The following is a 17,617-nucleotide window of genomic DNA, read 5'->3' on the forward strand; positions in this document are numbered from 1 at the left end:
GGCACGAGCTCTATACATTATTTACTTTAGCTCGTAGGAAAAATCTCATAACCCCTTAACTAATGCCCGCCCTGTTGCGGGCATTTTCGCACACGCTTATTCACTCCTCCCACCCTTCAATACACGCCGAAACATCATGCAAGACACTGAAACTTAAAGTCTCAATCGTTCATTAGGGCTTCCCCTGCCCGATGAATATTCTTATCGCGAAACAACAAAGCCCGTCATTCAACTTGCAACGAAAAACAGGAAACCCATGGACAGGCCTTTGATAAACATAAGCCCGTATCATTTACTTGGCTTTTGCTTCGCAATAACACTATTCGAACTACTGACCTACATGGCCAGCGACATGATCATGCCCGCCATGTTGACCGTCACTCATGACTTGAATGCCAGCGCGCAACATATCCCTTTCGCTTTCAACCTGTATCTGGCGGGGGGCGTTCTTTTGCAATGGCTTATCGGGCCACTGTCCGATCACTTCGGCCGCCGCAAAATGTTACTCATCGGTTGCGCACTATTTGCCCTCGCCTGCGCTGCTGCATTCAGTGCGCAAAGCATTTATGCGTTCAATGGATTACGCCTGATACAGGGCATGGGATTGGGGTTTGTAATCGCCGTCAGCTACCCGGCATTGCAAGAAATATTCTGCGAAGCGGACGCAGTAAAAATCATGGCACTGCTGGGAAATGTCGCCCTGCTTTCTCCCCTGCTCGGCCCGCTGTTGGGCAGCCTGTTGCTGGAGTGGCTGACCTGGAGGGAACTGTTTCTACTGCTGGGCATGAGCGGCTTGCTGGTCTGGCTGGCACTTTACGTGTACATGCCGGAAACCGTGGGCACGTTGCGCCACGACGGCCAACGCCTGATGGCCGTACCGTTTGAATGGGGTGGCACTGTACGCCGTTATGCCGCACTGCTCGGTAATCCGCGATTCCTCAGTGCCACTGTCGCGCTGGGCATCATGAGTTTGCCCTTGATTGCCTGGATCGGGCTGGCGCCGCTGTTGCTGATGCATAATCTGGGGCTGTCGTCGCTTACGTACGGCCTGTGGCAAATCCCGGTGTTTGCTGCGGTCATTCTTGGCAATCTGATACTCAATCGATTGATCGCCAAGACCGAGATTCCCCAACTGATTCGATACGCACTGTGGCCGCTGTGCGGCGGGCTCGTCGCATTGGTCATCCTCAGTGCCTACGGCGTCTCGACGCCCTTGCTGATCAGCTGCCTTGGGCTTTACGCCGTCGGCCTTGGCATGAGCAATGCCGCACTCTACCGCCTCGCGTTGTTTACAAGCGACGACAGCAAAGGACTGGTCTCGGCCATGATCGGCATGATCTCGATCGTTGTCATGGGGGCCGGCGGCTCAATTCTCGCGGCAGTCGGCGCCGGTAATAGCCATGAATCCTTTGCCCTGATGGCGGGCATCGCAGGGCTCCTATGCCTGTTGCCCTTGCGGTTTTTTCTACGCCGCAACGCTGTCGCACTTCCCGTCTGATCCCCAAGCACAGGTTTACTGATGATCCAGTTACCCCATACCGATGCGCTTTGCGCGTTAACGAAACCCTATTGCCTGGATTCAGTGCCAGACGGTCTGTTTGATCGGGCGATGAGCGAAATCAGCCTGTTGCATTGCCAACACACGCCGGGCTATGAGCGCTGGCTCAAGGCGAATGGCATTGATACCAAGGCGTTGGAGTCGATGAATGACTGGTCAAGACTGCCGCCGATTTTTGCCAACTACTTCAAGCGCCATTTATTGCTGGGTTCTTTGGGAGAGGACGCGCTCGAGCTGACTTCATCAGGCACCAGCGGCCAAAAAAGTCGCATGCGTTATGACACGCGCAGCATGGCCGCCGCCCAAGGCATGGTGAACCACATTTTCCGGCACTACGGCTGGGACACTCCAGGCAGTCCCTGCAACTACTTGCTGCTGAGCTATGAACCCGAAGCAGCCATTACCCTTGGGACTGCTTTCACCGATCAGTTCTTGTGCAGCTATGCGCCGGTCAATCGAGTGGTTTACGGATTGCGCCTGACTGGCAATGGGCACGCGTTCGACCCGTTCGGGGTTGTCCGCGCATTGCGGGAATTTGCCGAAGAAGGCTTGCCCGTACGCATTCTCGGATTTCCGGCGTTCCTTTCCCAAACGCTGCAACACATGGAAGACACCGGCCTGGCGGACCTCAAACTGCCGGCCGAGTCATTGGTGATTCTCGGGGGCGGCTGGAAAACCCAGGCGGCGCAGGAAATTCCTCTGTCCCGGTTGTATCAACGGATCAACCGCCAACTGGGTATCGACCTGACTCGCTGTCGGGATGGTTACGGCGCCGTAGAGCACGCCGTGCCTTACGTCCAATGTGCTCACCAGCATTTTCATGTGCCGGTTTATTCGAAGGTTTTCGTGCGCAATCCCGCCGACTTCAGCGTCCAGCCCTATGGCAAACGCGGCTTGCTGGAATTCGTGTCGCCGTACATTTCTTCAAGTCCGGCGCATGCCGTGGTGATGGGCGATCTGGCGACACTGCACCCCGGCGCAAACTGCGGGTGCGGCCTGGCAACCGACTGGTTTGAACTGCATGGACGCGCCGGAACCACCGCCAGCCGAAGCTGTGCAATGGCCGCGTCCGAACTGATTGGAGAGGCATGACATGTACTTGATCAATGGCCAACTGCGTGACGTTGTCACCCTTGAGGCAACCCTTGAGCGGCTGCACCAGCAACTGCCGCGGCTGCTTGATTCGCCGATCGACAGCGATACCGTGATCGAAACCGCCACTCGTTTTGCCTTGCAATTGCAGGCACGCACAGTTGATTTACCCCTCGACGACGAGCAACGCCAAGGGCTGATCGACTTCTGCCAACGCAGTGCCCTCAGCACAAAACTTGAGCGTGAACTGGGCGTGCAACCGCGCTCGCTGAGGCGTATCGATTACCAGCAAGCAAGCTTTGAGAGCTGGCATCCGCTGGGGCTGGTGGTGCATGTGACGCCGGGTAATGCACCATTGCTGGCGTTCTGCGCCATCGTCGAGAGCCTGCTGGCCGGCAATATCAACTGGCTCCGCCCCAGCTCCAGCGATGATGGATTGACCGCCCGGTTACTGGCGGCGCTGGTGCGGTGTGACACCAGCGACAGGATGGCGGATTTCGTGGCAGTGCTGCCGGTCAGCACGGCACAGATCCCTCAACTCTGTACCCACGCCGACGGCGTGTCGGCCTGGGGTGGCGAGGCGTCCCTCAAAGCCATTCGCCAGCACCTCCGCGCCGGGTGTCGCTGGATCGATTGGGGGCACAGAATCAGTTTCGCTTACTTGTCGCCAGACGCGGCCACTGCATCAGCGCTGGATATCCTGGTGGATGAGGTATGCAGCCTGGATCAACAGGCCTGTTCCAGCCCGCAATGGCTGTTGGTCGACAGTGACGATCCGGTGGTTTTGCTGGGGCTGGGGCAGCAACTGGTTGAAGCGTTCGAACGCCGCGCTCCGCAGTGGCCGGCCCTGGTGCCAACTGACCAGGAAGCCTCGGAAATCACCACACGCTGCGCCATGGCACGACTGGATCTGTGCTTTGCAAACAAGACCGGCCAGGTCTGGAACGGCTCAGGTTGGCGGATCATCTGGGAGCATGATCAAACACTGGCCCCATCGCCCCTGTTCCGCACGCTGATGCTTAAACCCGTGCCGCACCACGTGATCGCCGAGACGCTGCTGCCGTGGCGTAACGTGCTGCAGAGTTGCGCGCTGATCTGCTCGCCCGCACAAACGCCACAGCTGGTACGTACGTTGGTCAACGCGGGGGTCACGCGCATTGCGCCCTGCGGGTCCATTCATGACGGTTACGCCGGCGAGCCGCATGACGGTGTCTACGCGTTGTCGCGCCTGAGTCGCCGCCTCTCGGTGAGCTTGCCACCCGAAACAGCGACTGGCCGGGCAACACTCGACACGCCACCACCAGCCCCCCCTTTAAACCAAACGCCGATCATGGATAAAAGCGCGTTCACGGCCCAGCCCATCAGTACTGCGGCTCAGCTGTATTTTCGTTCGGGGGGCAGCAGTGGCACACCGGCTTTGGCCGGGTACAGCTATCGCGACTTCGAGCGGCAAATGCGCGCGGCCGCCGACGGTATGTTTGCCGCCGGCCTCGACCCGACAACGGACCGGGTGATGAACCTGTTTTACGGCGGCGGCTTGTACGGCGGGTTTTCCAGTTTTACCAAGGTCCTTGAGCAGATGGAGGTGACCCATTTCCCGATGGGGGCACCGCCCAATGACGACTTCAGCGAAATAGCGCAAATGATCGCGGACCACCGCATTACCGTGCTGATCGGCATGCCGAGCACCTTGCACCGCCTGTTTTTCAACGAACAGGAACGCCTTCGCACATACGGCGGCATCAACAAAGTGTTTCTCGGTGGTGAACACCCGGCAGAGGCCAGCCTGCGCCTGATGGAAAGCTGTGGGGTGTTGCAGATTCGCTCGGCGATTTATGGCTCGGTCGATGCCGGCCCGTTGGGGCATGCCTGCGCAGTGACGGCCAATGGGGTGTTTCATTTGATGTGCGACACCCAGCATCTGGAAATCGTGGAGCTCGAACAGGACGTACCGGTTCAGGCCGATGAAGTCGGACGATTATTGTTTACATCCCGAGCGCGGCAAGGCCAGGACGTGCGTCGGTATGACGTAGGCGATACCGGTCGCTGGGTGCCCGAGCCCTGCCCCTGCGGGCTTGAATCACCGCGGTTCGAATTGCTTCAGCGCCACGGCAAGCTGTTGCGGGTAGGCACAGAGTTCATTTCGCCATCAGCGCTGCAGGACAGTGTCGGCAAACCGATTCAAATTCAGCTGGACCATGCACCAAACGGAATGGAACGGCTGCGGGTTCTAGTTGATTCAGACAGTGGCAACGTTCGCCAGTCGTTATTGACCGATGAAGCCTTGTCGAACGCGGTGAACAATTGTTTTTTAACAATAGAAGTTCACGAATGTGCAGAATCGGATTTCACAAGAAATAAACACAGCGGCAAAACACCCTTGGTTATTGATAACCGAATACAAATAGATCGCTGATTAGCAACACCCTGTCTTTTAACCGTAGACACGCCTGATCAAAAGAGAACCCCGTGAATTCCACTTATTCGCTTGAACAACTCGTGCCTTTCATAAGGCAACACTCGAACTTCTACCGCAAACACCTGCAACACTTGCCCGCGCGAGAAGTCGCCTTGAATGAACTGCCATTCATAAATGTGGAGGAATACTGGGCAGACAGTCACGACTTGAATCATTGGCCGGTGCTGACGGGAAGAGTCGACGACGGCTTGGTGTTTAAAACCGGCGGTTCGACCAGCCACGGCAAACTTAGTGTCTATACCTCCAATGAATGGCAGACATTGGTAAACACCTTCGCACAGAGTATTTCCTCTCAGCTGAAGGACGGCGACCGGGTCGCCAATCTGTTTTTTTCCGGTGACCTTTACGCCAGCTTCGTGTTCTTCCACGACTCACTGGCGCACGTCACACACTCCATATGCGAGTTTCCCTTCACGGGCAACGTCGACATGGACGTACTGGCCGATGCAGTTGATCAGCATCGGATCAACGTACTGGCCGGCGTACCAGCCCAGTTGTTGCAATTTGCCGCCTACCTGAATCGGCATCAACGGGTGCTATGCGGGGTCGATACGTTGCTGTACGGCGGCGAAAGCCTGTTCCCCGCGCAAATCGCCATTCTCAAGACTGTGCTCCCCAATGCGCGCATCGCCTCCGCCGGCTACGCCAGCGTCGATGCCGGCCTGATCGGGGCCAGTAGCCGTGACTGTGCCTTGGGAGAGCATCGGACGTTTGAACCCCACACACTGCTGGAAATTGTCGATGAGCTCACCGGCGAAGTCATAGAAGAGTGTGACCGTACCGGTTTGCTGGTGGTCACCAATCTCACGCGTCGGCTCATGCCGCTGTTGCGTTATCCCGTGGGTGACCGTGCTTGCTGGCGTGAGCCAAGCGCCACGCCGATGCGAAAATTCGCGCTCAAGGGGCGCAGTGCCCACAGTCAACGGGTTCGGGTAGGGACATTGTCGTTGCTGATCGATGAAATCCTGTTGATCGTGCAGCGCGTCGCTGGCAGCGATCAATGGCAGCTGGTAATCGAGCAAGAGGGTGTCAAAGACCTCGTAACGGTGAAGTGGGTGCCCGCCACCCCGTCCACCGATACTGCCCTCATTGGCAGCGCACTGCATGAAGCGTTGGCCGCCCACTATCCCGGCATCGGGCAACTGAACAATCAGGGGTTGCTGGAATTGCGCGTGGTGCCCTGCGCGATCACCGATTTGAACCTGCACCCGCGCTCTGGCAAACAGATGCGCGTCCTGGACCAGCGCATGTATGACTCGCCGTCAACGGAGCGTACGTGATGTCGACACTTCTTTATCGTCGTTTCCAGCCGGATGATGCGCCCGCTGTCAGCCAGTTGTTTCGCCAGATCTACGCAGAGGATTACCCTCGCCCGGACGTCTATCTGCCGAGCATGATCAGTCAGCACAATGCCGACGGGCGATGGTTCTCGATGCTGGCGGTCGATGGCGAACGTGTTCTGGGGCACGCCGCGTTATGCCGCGACTCGCTGCCGGACACCCCTGAGCTGGCCCTGAGCGTGGTCCACCCCGCTGCACGAGGGCAACGTATCGCGACTCACTTGGGTCGGGAATTGCTGTTGCAGTCGGATGCGCAACGGGACAAAAACGTCGTGATCAAACAAGTCACGCACCATCTCCACACGCAACGCATGGCCCACAGCCTTGGCTTTCACAGCACGGGTTTGCTTCCCGACTACGCGCCGTCCCCGCTTACCAGGCCACTGGCGGAAACCATGGTGATCGGTTGTTATCTTGCGTTGGGGCACACACGCCCGTTGCCCGACATTCAATGGCCTGACAGTTGCCGCGGGCTCATGCAACGCTTGTGCAATGTGTTCGGGACTTATCGGGCCACGACGTCGCCAGCACCGATGCCGTTGCAAATCAGGCAACACCACCAGCGCTACATCGTCGTCATTCAGCGTTTGAACGACGCATTGCTGGACCAGCTCCGGCGGCTGCCCGGCCATTGGCTCATTTCAGCCAAAATCGAGCTGTCACGCCACTTTGCCGAGGACCTGCACCGTTTGACGAATCTGGGTTTCACCTTCAGCGGATTGATGCCCGTCCTTCACAGCAACGGGTGGTTTGCGCTGTTTCACCGAGGGGCGCAGCCGCGTCACCTCGCCCTGCATTGCCCGGACATGCAACAGTTGCACGATAATTTGCAGCGTGACGTCAGCGCGCTGGACAACACCTGTTCAGCCGCTTGAACCCTTCCTGTAAATGTTGAGACCCGGCTGCGCGCAAAGCTCCACCAGCCAGTCGACAAACACCCTCACCCGCCGGGACAACTGGCGGTGAGGCGGATACAGCGCCGTCAGCGGCATCACCGGTGGCGGCACGTTCGCGAGCACTTCACACAAACGTCCTTCCTCGAGCTGGCGGGCAACGTGGTAATACGGGGTCTGAATCAGTCCATATCCCGCCTCACAGGCAGCGAGGTAACCGTCGGCACTGTTGACCGCCACCTGTTTGGGCAAATCCATGAGTTGAACGTCGTCATCAACCTGGAATTCCAGCCCAAAACGCTTCCCGGTCGTGCCAGAGAAATACTCAACCATCCGGTGCCCTTCAAGGTCTGCCAGACACTGAGGGCTCCCATGACGTTGCAAGTAGTCAGGGCTGGCGCAGGTGACCTGATCCAGCATGACCAGCGGCCGCGCCACCAAGGACTCATCCAGCGCGGAGCCGCCGCGCAACACGCAGTCGACGCCTTCGCGGATCAGATCGACGGGACGGTCATTCAGACCGAGCTCCAGTTCGATCAAGGGATAACGACGGGTGAACGCCGGCAACGCCGGGATCACGATCAAGCGCCCGATCCCTGCCGGCATGTCCACCCGCAGCAACCCTTTGGGGTTGTGTCGAGCGGCGGAAAACACCGCTTCAGTCTCCTCCAGGTCCGCCAACAGCCGCACACAACGCGGGTAATAGGCCGCGCCGTCGAGTGTCAGGCTGATCTGTCGCGTGGTGCGTTGCAGCAGTTGCACCCCGAGATGCGCTTCAAGCTGCTTGATCAAAACAGTGACCGACGCGCGGGGCAATTGCAGGCTGTCTGCCGCTTTGGCGAACCCGCCCAGCTCGACGATTCGGGTAAACACGCGCATGGCGTTAAAACGGTCCATTGTTCTGGCGGCCCTGATGACTATTTAGAAAATACGAACAGTGATAGCAGTTTTAGCCGGTTTATCTTGTTTCTGTCGAGGTCGACACTGTGCACTCACACCACAGGGAGTTGATTTCATGCAAACACGTCAATTGGGCAAAAACGGCCCTCAGGTTTCCGCCATCGGCCTGGGCTGCATGGGCATGACCGATTTCTACACCACTGGCGTAGACACCCGCGAGGCCATTGCTACCCTGCATCGCGCACTCGAACTCGGGATCAACCTGCTCGACACCGCCGATATGTACGGCCCGCACACCAACGAAGAGTTGATCGGCAAAGCCATTGCCGGCAAACGCGACCAGGTGTTTCTGGCGAGCAAGTTCGGCATTGTCCGTGACCCGTCCAACCCCACCGCACGGGGTGTCAATGGCCGACCGGACTACATTCGCGCCTCCATCGACGGCACACTCAAGCGTCTCGGCGTTGAAACCCTGGATTTGTATTACCAGCACCGGATCGATCCGCAGGTGGCCATCGAAGAAACCGTCGGCGCCATGGCCGAGCTGGTTAAGGCCGGCAAGGTGCGTTACCTGGGCTTGAGCGAGGCGTCGGTCGCCACTCTGGAGCGAGCGCACAAGGTGCACCCCATCAGCGCGCTGCAAAGTGAGTATTCGTTGTGGAGCCGCGATCAAGAGGCAAACGGCTGTCTGGCCGCGTGTCAGCGACTGGGCGTGGCGTTTGTGCCTTACAGCCCGCTGGGACGTGGCTTTCTAACGGGAGCACTGAAAAGCCCGGACGACTTTGCGGCGGATGATTACCGTCGTTTCAGCCCGCGTTTTCAAGGGGAGAACTTTGCGAAGAATCTGCTGCTGGTGCAGCAAGTACAGGCACTGGCCGCAGAAAAAGACGTGTCGGCAGGTCAGTTGGCGTTGGCCTGGGTGCTGGCGCAAGGTGACTACCTGATCCCGATCCCTGGAACCAAACAGCGCAAATACCTGGAAGAAAACGTTGCGGCGCTGGAGGTGAAACTCAGCGCAGATGAATTGAAAGCGCTGGAAGCGATATTCCCCGCCAATGCCACCGCAGGCATGCGTTACCCCGAGGAAGTCATGAAGTTGCTCGACCGCTAGCAACGGTGCCTGGCCCGCTCAACTGAGCGGGCCGGCAACCTTTCACGCCTTGGAGTTGACACCCTTGTCCGTCGGGACCGTAGTGCCATTGCCCTTGCCGTAAGTGGCCAGGTTTTGCAGGACGTAGATGGCTGTCTTGTATTCCGGGATCAGGCCAATCGCATATTTATCGCCCTTGATGCTGTTGTTCTGGATGGTGTCCAGTTGCGTTGCAAAGTACTCCAGCGCATTGAACTTCGCATCAGGGTCATTCTGTACCCCGAACCGGTCGAACTTGTCCCCGGCGTTCATCAGCGTCATCGACGTAATATCGGAAATCAGACCTTTGCCGCGTAAAAACGCACTGAGATTTCCCAGTTGTTTGGACGATACATTTTCCGGGTCGAAGCCTTTAACGTTCCTGAATATTTTCTGCTCATCCATTCTCGCCGCGTTCAGCGCGTTTGGATTCGAGCCCACCAGCGCAAGCATTTGCTTGACCCTGGCGCTGTGCGTCACGGGCTTGCCGCCGCCTGTGTCCTGCACCAGCAGACCGGCCTTCGGCGTCCACCCTCCTGCATAGCCGATAGTCATGACTGAGCTTCCGACTGCGTGACCATATTCAGTTCCTTCTTGAGCGGGTTTGGAGCGGGCGAGTATCGGCTCTGGCAACTGGCCACTCCAACAACTATTTGCGGCTTTTTACAATTTACGTACATTTCAGATACAAACTAGCAAGTGCCCGCCTTTATTGGTCTAGACAAACTTTTCCGGATTGGTCTAGACAACTAACAGGGCTCTTCGTACATCTCGGTTAGTTTATTTGTATCCGTTTCGATACCTGACGCCTTTCCCACTGATGCCCGTTCTTGGACGATCGTGCCTAAAGCTATCCCTGCGCAAGCCGATAGCCCGATGAAGCACCGATGCCCCCTCCAAACCTAATAATAAAAGTGCTGCACACAAGGACCGGCCCCATGCCCACATTCCGTTCGATCCAGGCTCGCTACACGCTGTTTCTGGTCCTGTTTATCCTGTTGCTGTTCGTGCTGACGGTGGTCGGCATCAGCCAGCTGGTCGCGCCTAAGCTGCGCCATACCGAAGAACAGGTGGCCCTCAACCGCATCGCCGACGTCGCCCGGCAAATCCAGGGTGAACTGAACAAGGTTCAGGCCCAGCAACGCAGCATTACCCAAACCATTCCGTTGCTCGACAGCGCCGGCATCGACACGGTGTTGCCAGGCCTGGTGGATCAGTACGGTGAATTGAAAGTCTTCGGCGGCGGGATCTGGCCGTTGCCCGGCCAACGTGAAGCCGGGCGCAACAAATTCAGCACCTTCTGGCACCGCGACGCCTCGGGCAAACTGGCAGTCAACACGTTCTGGAACAGCGACGCTGCGCCGAACTACTACGACCAGGCCTGGTACAAGGGCGGCATGCAAACGCCACGTGGCCAATGTGCCTGGGCGGCGGCTTATAAAGATGACGCCAGTGCCGAGCCTCGCACCAACTGCGCCATGGCTATTCAGAAAAATGGCGTGGCGTACGGCGTGTCAACCATCGACGTGACGCTGGGCTTCTTCAATGACTTGATCGCGCAAAAGGAAAAGGACCTTGGCGCCGAGATGTTGATCGTTGAAGCCGACGGCAAGATCATTAGCAACAGTTCGCGCATCAGCGGGCCCATCGTCCTGAAAAACATCAGTGAACTGGCGAGCAACTCACCGTTCGCCAGCCAGGTGAAAGCCGGCCTGCAAAACCGTGACCAGTCGCAGCGCGTCGAATTCGACAACAACGGCGAAGACAGCACGTTCTTCATGCGCCCCATCGAAGGCTCGCCGTGGTTCCTCGCCACCGCCCTGCCGAGCAAACTGATCACCGCCCAGCGCGACGACGTGCTCAGCACTCTGAGCCTGCTGCAAATTCCGATGGTGATCCTGCTGGCAATGCTGCAGATCTACGCGATCCGCCAACTGGTCCAGCGCCTGAAAATCCTCAAGACCAATATCGACGCGCTGTCGACCGGCGACGCCGACCTGACCAAACGCATCATCATTCGTGCCGAAGACGAACTGGGCGCCATCGGCCACTCGGTCAACGCGTTTCTTGTCTACTTGCAGAACATGATCGGTGAAGTGACCCAGGCCACCGGCGCCATGGCCTCGAGCCTGGACAACCTGCAACGCACCTCGGCCCACACCAGTCAGATTCTGGTGCGCCACGCCTCGGAAACCGATCAGACCGTCACCGCCATTACCGAGATGAGTTCGACCGCTGAAAGTGTCGCGCAAAATGCTGCCGAGACGGCGGCCTTCACCAAGCGCGCCAACGAAAATGCCGACCGTTCGCGGGTGGTGGTGGGCGAAGCGTCGAACAGCGTGGTTGCGTTGATCGAGGAAGTGGCGAGTGCTACCCATAAAGTCGAAAGCATGCAGCAGGACGCCCAACGCATCACCGAGATTCTCGGGGTGATTGGCGCCATCGCCGGGCAAACCAACTTGCTTGCATTGAACGCAGCCATCGAAGCGGCCCGGGCCGGTGAACAAGGCCGAGGCTTTGCGGTGGTCGCCGATGAAGTCCGCGCCCTCGCCGGCCGCACTCAGGCCAGCACCTCGGAAATCAATGAAATGCTCACGCGCCTGACCCAAGGCGTCAGTTCCTCGGTCGCGGCAATGGAAAACACCCAGGCCAGTTGCCAGTCCGCCGCCGACGCGACAGCACGGGTCAACTCCGGCCTGGATGAAATGGCCGGTTCCGTCAGCCACATCAACGGCCTGAGCACTCAAATCGCAACCGCCGCCTCGCAGCAAAGTGCGGTGACCGAAGAGATCAACCGCAGCATGGTGCAGATCCGCCACATGGTGGATGAACTGGTGAAAAGCGGTCAGGCCAGCGAACTGAATACCCGGCAACTGGTGGACGCTAATGCGCGCGTCAGTTCGATCATGGGGCGGTTCAAGGTTCGTTGAGAACCTGAAGCCTGGGGCAAAACCTGTGGGAGCGAGCTTGCTCGCTCCCACAGGTTTTGCGTAGGCTGCGTTGTGCTTGCATCACTTGGAAACAATCTCGTCGCTCATCCGTGGCTAAACTGGTCAAAATGCCTCTTTTTTTGACCGTCACCCGAGTCGAGACTTTCCCATGCGAACCCCTCTGCGTCTGGCCGCCCTGAGCGTGCTTTTTATTTCCTCCCTGGCTCAGGCCGCCGACCTGATCCCCATCGAAGTGCACCGCGACGCCAATTGCGGTTGCTGCAAAAAATGGATCAGCCACCTCGAAGCCAACGGTTTCAAGGTTGAAGACCACGTCGAATCCAACATGAGCGAATTCAAGCAACAGCACGGCGTGCCACCGCGTCTGGCGTCGTGCCATACCGCGCTGATCAATGGCAAGTTCGTCGAAGGCCATGTACCGGCAGACCAGGTGCTGGCACTGAGCAAGCGTGACGACCTGCTGGGCGTTGCCGCTCCCGGCATGCCCATGGGCTCGCCCGGGATGGAAATGGATGGCATGAGCGATGCCTATCAAGTGATCGGCCTGAAAAAGGACGGCAGTGATGTCGTGGTGGCGGACTACCCCGCCCATTGATGTCCGGCGCTTACCTCGGGCTGTTTCTCGCCGCGTTCGGTGCCGCGACGTTGCTGCCGCTGCAGTCCGAAGCGGTGCTGGTGGGGTTGTTGCTCAGTGACAACTATTGGCTTTGGTCGCTGTTGGCCGTCGCAACGCTGGGCAACGTACTCGGTTCGCTGGTGAACTGGTGGTTGGGACGCGGTATCGAACGGTTTCGCGACCGACGCTGGTTTCCGGTCAGCCCTCGTCATCTGGCAAACGCCCGAGAGCACTATCAGCGCTACGGCCATTGGTCTTTGCTGCTGAGCTGGGTGCCGATCATCGGTGACCCGCTGACGCTGGTGGCCGGCGTCATGCGCGAACCCTTGGGGCGATTCCTGCTGATTGTGACCCTGGCCAAGGCCGCCCGTTATGGCGTACTGGCCCTGGCCACGCTGGGCTGGATGGGTTGAACGATCGAGCGCGGCGATTGCCTGTGTTTAATGTCGCCCTAATCCGGCCGATCCAGCATCGGCGGGTTTTCTTTGGAGTTCACCCATGCCCCTCGCCCTCTCCCGCTGGCTGCCCAGCCTGTTGCTGACCGCCGCACTGCCCCTTGTCGCCCACGCCGACGGGCCGGAATATGGCCCTGAATTGCAGGGCTTCGATTACCCCTACACCGTCAAGCATTTCGCCTTTGAGTCCCAGGGCAAATCCTTGCAAATGGGTTACATGGACGTCGCCGCCCATGGCAAGGCCAATGGCCGCAGCGTGGTGCTGATGCATGGCAAGAACTTCTGCGGCGCGACTTGGGACAGTTCGATCAAGGCCCTCAGCGAGGCGGGTTACCGGGTCATCGCCCCGGACCAGATCGGCTTTTGCACCTCGAGCAAACCCGACAATTATCAGTACAGCTTCCAGCAACTGGCAACCAACACCCAGCAACTGCTCAAAGCCCTCGGCATTCAGAAGGCCAGCGTCCTCGGTCACTCCACCGGCGGCATGCTCGCCACCCGCTATGCGCTGCAATACCCCGAACAGGTCGAGCAACTGGCGCTGGTCAATCCCATTGGCCTGGAAGACTGGAAAGCCCTCGGCGTGCCCTACCGCACCGTCGATCAATGGTACGCGCGTGAGCTCAAACTCAACGCCGACGGCATCCGCACCTATGAGCGCAACACCTATTACGGTGGCCGCTGGAAGCCGGAGTTCGATCGTTGGGTCGACATGCTCGCCGGCCTGAACAAAGGCCCGGGGCATACGCAAGTCGCGTGGAACTCGGCGCTGATCTACGACATGATCTTCACCCAACCGGTGTACTACGAATTCAAAGACCTGAAGATGCCGACGCTGTTGCTGATCGGAACCTCCGACACCACGGCCATCGGCAGTGACATCGCCACGCCCGAGGTCAAGGCGAAGCTCGGTCACTACGACGTGCTCGGCAAGGAAGTGGCAAAACTGATTCCCCAGTCGACCCTGGTTGAATTCCCCGGCATGGGCCACGCGCCGCAGATGGAAGAACCGGCGCAATTCCACAAGGCCTTGCTCGACTGGCTGAACAAAACCAACCCCGTTCATTGATGAGGTAAGGCTGATGGCGGTGCAGATTGCGGTGATCGATGACTGGCAGGACGTCGCGCGCGACGTGGTGGACTGGTCGGTGCTGGACAGCGTTGGCGAGGTGAGTTTTGTCCACGACTACCCGGCCGACAACGAAACCCTGGCCGAACGTCTGGGGGCCTTCGAGGTGATTTGCGTGATGCGCGAACGCACCCGGTTCGATGAGGACCTGCTGCGTCGGTTGCCCAGACTCAAACTGCTAGTGACCGGCGGCATGCGCAATGCGGCGCTGGATTTGAAAGCGGCCGCTGCGTTGGGGATTCAGGTTTGCGGCACCGACAGCTACAAACACGCCGCGCCGGAACTGACCTGGGCGCTCATCATGGCCGCCACCCGCAACCTCGTGGCCGAAGCCAACGCCTTGCGCGCAGGTCTTTGGCAGCAAGGTCTGGGTGGCGACCTGCACGGCAAGACCCTGGCCATCCTCGGGCTCGGCAGCATCGGCAAACGCGTCGCTCAATTCGGGCAAGTGTTCGGCATGCGGGTGATTGCCTGGAGCGAGAACCTGACTCCTGAAGCGGCTGCCGAAGTCGGCGTGGCCTATGTCAGCAAGCAGGAATTATTTGAACAGGCCGACGTGCTGTCGGTGCATCTGGTGCTCAGCGACCGCAGCCGTGGCCTGGTCGATGCCCAGGCGCTGGACTGGATGAAACCCACGGCACTGCTGGTCAATACCGCCCGTGGACCGATTGTGGATGAGGCGGCGCTGATCAAGGCGTTGCAGAAAAATCGCCTGGCCGGGGCGGCGCTGGATGTATTTGAGGTAGAGCCGTTGCCTGAACATCATCCGTTCCGGACGCTGGAAAATGTGCTGGCGACGCCGCATGTCGGCTATGTGAGTCGGCAGAACTATCAGATGTTCTTTTCGCAGATGATCGAAGATGTTCAAGCGTGGGCGGCGGGTAACCCGACCCGGGTTTTCACTTAAGACCGAGTTATCGTTCTTCGCGAGCAGGCTCGCTCCCACATTGGTCCTGAGTACACCGGAGATCTAATGTGGGAGCGAGCCTGCTCGCGATGAGGCCATCAAATACACCACATCAACCTGAACCAACCGCACCGCAACAGTGCAACCACCCCTCCCCATCCGCCCATTTTCGTGACTTGCCAGTCCCGTTTTGACCCACCCCCAAAAATAAACCTGCACTTCGTCGGTGCGTTTCCCCCTGCGCGCGCGGTTCTTTTACCCTCTTGAAACTGATTGTCGAACAATTTCACCAGATGACCCGCCCCGCTCTAGGATCTGGCCTAGACTCATTTTCGCGAGGTAAAACCGGTCGGTCATCTGGCTGTAAAAAACTCGAAACTTTCAGTCCTGGCCATGGGTCAGGTTAAAGGTAGGGCCAACGCGACTGGTGCATTCCTTGCAACGGCCCCTCCAACCCATCTGCTTCACCGCATTGGGCAGCATTTGCCACGATGCGTGCGCGTTTGCATCCGGCCACAGGAATTGGCCACCACCGTTTGTGCCAGACCTAAGCATTAGATCAACACCACGGGAGATTCATATGATAAGTGCGGCTTTAGATATTCAGGGAGAACGTGCTCATCAGCAGGTCGGCGAATCGAGCGCCGTCAATGCACCGAGCGCGCAATCCATCAGCGTCCCGGGAACCAAGACGCTGGCACCGGCTGCCAGTCAGAATCCGAATAGAAAGAAAGTGTTGTTCGTGACCTCCGAAATTGCCGACCTGGTCAAGACCGGCGGCCTGGGCGACGTCTCCGCCGCCCTGCCACGGGCCATGTCGCACCTGCACGATGTGCGGGTGCTGATTCCCGGATACCCGCAAGTGCTGCACAGCGAGAACCCGATCCACATCATTGGTGAACTGGGTGGGCACGCCGCACTGCCGCCCTGCAAAATCGGGCGCATGGACATGCCCGACGGTCTGGTCATTTACGTGTTGATCTGCCCTGAACTCTACGAGCGCGAAGGTTCGCCCTACGGCGCCAACAATGGCCGCGACTGGCCAGACAACCACATTCGTTTCGCCCGCCTGGGCCTCGCCGCCGCCGATATCGCCGCCAATCTCGCACAAATTCACTGGTGCCCGGATCTGGTGCACGCCCATGACTGGCCTGCTGGCCTGGCGCCGGCCTACATGCACTGGCGTGGGCAGCGCACCCCGACGTTGTTCACCATCCATAACCTGGCCTATCAAGGCGTGACCAGCCTCGGCTCCTGCCCTGAATTGGGGATTCCCGCGCACGCCCTGCAACAGGAAGGCATGGAGTTCTACGGCAAGATGTCGTTCCTCAAGGCCGGCATGGCCTATTCGAGCCACATCACCACAGTCAGCGCCACCTACGCCCAGGAAATCACTACGCCGGCCTTCGGCTGTGGTCTGGACGGTTTTCTCGCGGCCAAGACCCAGCAAGGCCTGCTCAGCGGTATTCCCAACGGAATCGATGAAAGCTGGGACGCCGCGACTGATACACACCTGTTCCGCCCGTTCAGCATTGGCGACTGGGACGGCAAAGCGGTGAACGCCGCGCACGTACGCGAATTGTTCGGCTTGGCCGATTCCGAAGGTCCGCTGTTTGCCGTGGTTTCGCGCCTGGTTTATCAGAAAGGCCTGGACCTGACGGAAGCGGTCTCCGAGTACATCGTCAAATCCGGCGGCCAGATTGCAATCATCGGCCGTGGCGAACCGGAAGAAGAACAAGCCATGCGTGAACTGGCCCTGCGCTTCCCGGGGCAGATCGGCGTGCGCATCGGCTTCAACGAAACCGACGCCCGCCGCATGTTCGCCGGCAGCGATTTCCTGCTGATGCCTTCGCGCTACGAACCCTGCGGCCTGAGCCAGATGTACGCCCAGCGCTTCGGCTCGTTGCCGGTCGCCCGCAACACCGGCGGCCTGGCGGACACTATTGAAAACGGCGTGACCGGTTTCCTCTTCGATGAATCCACCGTCGAGAGTTATCAGGAAGCCCTGAGCCGTGCGTTCAAAGTGTTCGCCTTCCCCGATCTGTTGCATGCCATGCGCTGCCGGGCCATGGCCGCGCCGTTCAACTGGTGCAAGGCGGTGGAACCGTACGCCGAACTCTACGAACAACTTGTGGCCAAGGCCTTGGGTAAATCAGGCCGACAGTAAG

General features: G+C 58.9%; 14 protein-coding genes. 12 read left to right on the plus strand and 2 right to left on the minus strand.

All coding sequences use genetic code 11. The features are described 5' to 3' along the window. The first annotated feature begins 256 nt into the window (after positions 1-256). The 5 genes from AC07N8_RS00110 to AC07N8_RS00130 are packed head-to-tail and all read left to right on the plus strand — an operon-like array spanning position 257 to position 7,344. Positions 257-1,498 carry an MFS transporter gene (locus AC07N8_RS00110; protein WP_493144702.1) on the plus strand — a complete coding sequence of 414 codons (1,242 nt, stop codon included), beginning with the start codon at positions 257-259 and terminating at the stop codon, positions 1,496-1,498. Positions 1,499-1,519: 21 nt separating this feature from the next. After that, positions 1,520-2,650 carry a LuxE/PaaK family acyltransferase gene (locus tag AC07N8_RS00115; protein ID WP_483842102.1) on the plus strand — a complete coding sequence of 377 codons (1,131 nt, stop codon included), beginning with the start codon at positions 1,520-1,522 and terminating at the stop codon, positions 2,648-2,650. 1 nt (position 2,651) lies between these two features. Beyond that, a complete protein-coding gene (locus tag AC07N8_RS00120) occupies positions 2,652-5,066 on the plus strand; it encodes an aldehyde dehydrogenase family protein (protein ID WP_493144705.1) in 2,415 nt (804 codons plus the stop codon). A 53-nt stretch (positions 5,067-5,119) separates the two neighbouring features. Next, entirely contained in the window at positions 5,120-6,409 is a 1,290-nt protein-coding gene (locus AC07N8_RS00125) for a phenylacetate--CoA ligase family protein (protein WP_493144707.1), read from the plus strand. Then, a complete protein-coding gene (locus AC07N8_RS00130; protein WP_483842105.1) occupies positions 6,409-7,344 on the plus strand; it encodes a GNAT family N-acetyltransferase in 936 nt (311 codons plus the stop codon). The genes AC07N8_RS00125 and AC07N8_RS00130 overlap by 1 nt, the downstream gene beginning before the upstream one ends. Here the strand turns inward: AC07N8_RS00130 and AC07N8_RS00135 are convergent. Further along, complete coding sequence (locus AC07N8_RS00135) at positions 7,333-8,259, minus strand: LysR family transcriptional regulator (protein ID WP_493144709.1); 927 nt, start codon at positions 8,257-8,259, stop codon at positions 7,333-7,335. The two genes, AC07N8_RS00130 and AC07N8_RS00135, sit on opposite strands and share 12 nt — an antisense overlap. 118 nt (positions 8,260-8,377) lie before the next feature. Between AC07N8_RS00135 and AC07N8_RS00140 the strand changes: the two genes are divergently transcribed. Further along, entirely contained in the window at positions 8,378-9,373 is a 996-nt protein-coding gene (locus tag AC07N8_RS00140; protein ID WP_493144711.1) for an aldo/keto reductase, read from the plus strand. Positions 9,374-9,415: 42 nt separating this feature from the next. On the opposite strand, the gene AC07N8_RS00145 is transcribed toward AC07N8_RS00140, so the two are convergent. Beyond that, on the minus strand, positions 9,416-9,946 hold the full coding sequence (locus AC07N8_RS00145; protein ID WP_483842108.1) for a hypothetical protein: 531 nt from the start codon (positions 9,944-9,946) through the stop codon (positions 9,416-9,418). A 383-nt stretch (positions 9,947-10,329) separates the two neighbouring features. On the opposite strand from AC07N8_RS00145, the gene AC07N8_RS00150 reads away from it, so the two are divergent. The 6 genes from AC07N8_RS00150 to glgA all read left to right on the plus strand — a co-directional run bounded on the left by AC07N8_RS00150 (position 10,330) and on the right by glgA (position 17,616). Then, positions 10,330-12,321 (plus strand): methyl-accepting chemotaxis protein, encoded by a 1,992-nt coding sequence (locus tag AC07N8_RS00150; RefSeq protein WP_493144713.1) that lies wholly within the window; start codon positions 10,330-10,332, stop codon positions 12,319-12,321. Between the two features lie 169 nt (positions 12,322-12,490). Beyond that, positions 12,491-12,937, plus strand: a complete 447-nt coding sequence (locus AC07N8_RS00155) for a DUF411 domain-containing protein (RefSeq protein ID WP_493144715.1) — start codon at positions 12,491-12,493, stop codon at positions 12,935-12,937. Further along, a complete protein-coding gene (locus tag AC07N8_RS00160) occupies positions 12,937-13,371 on the plus strand; it encodes a YqaA family protein (RefSeq protein WP_493144717.1) in 435 nt (144 codons plus the stop codon). Before AC07N8_RS00155 ends, AC07N8_RS00160 begins: the two co-directional genes overlap by 1 nt. An 85-nt stretch (positions 13,372-13,456) precedes the next feature. Further along, positions 13,457-14,482: an alpha/beta fold hydrolase gene (locus tag AC07N8_RS00165; RefSeq protein WP_493144718.1), complete on the plus strand. Its 1,026-nt coding sequence runs from the start codon at positions 13,457-13,459 to the stop codon at positions 14,480-14,482. A 13-nt stretch (positions 14,483-14,495) separates the two neighbouring features. After that, positions 14,496-15,449, plus strand: coding sequence for a D-2-hydroxyacid dehydrogenase family protein (locus tag AC07N8_RS00170; protein ID WP_493144720.1), 954 nt, complete (start codon positions 14,496-14,498; stop codon positions 15,447-15,449). A gap of 580 nt (positions 15,450-16,029) precedes the next feature. Beyond that, a complete protein-coding gene (gene glgA / locus AC07N8_RS00175; protein ID WP_483842114.1) occupies positions 16,030-17,616 on the plus strand; it encodes a glycogen synthase GlgA in 1,587 nt (528 codons plus the stop codon). Position 17,617 lies beyond the last annotated feature (1 nt).

The sequence above is a fragment of the Pseudomonas sp. GW821-FHT10C09 genome (assembly GCF_059415465.1).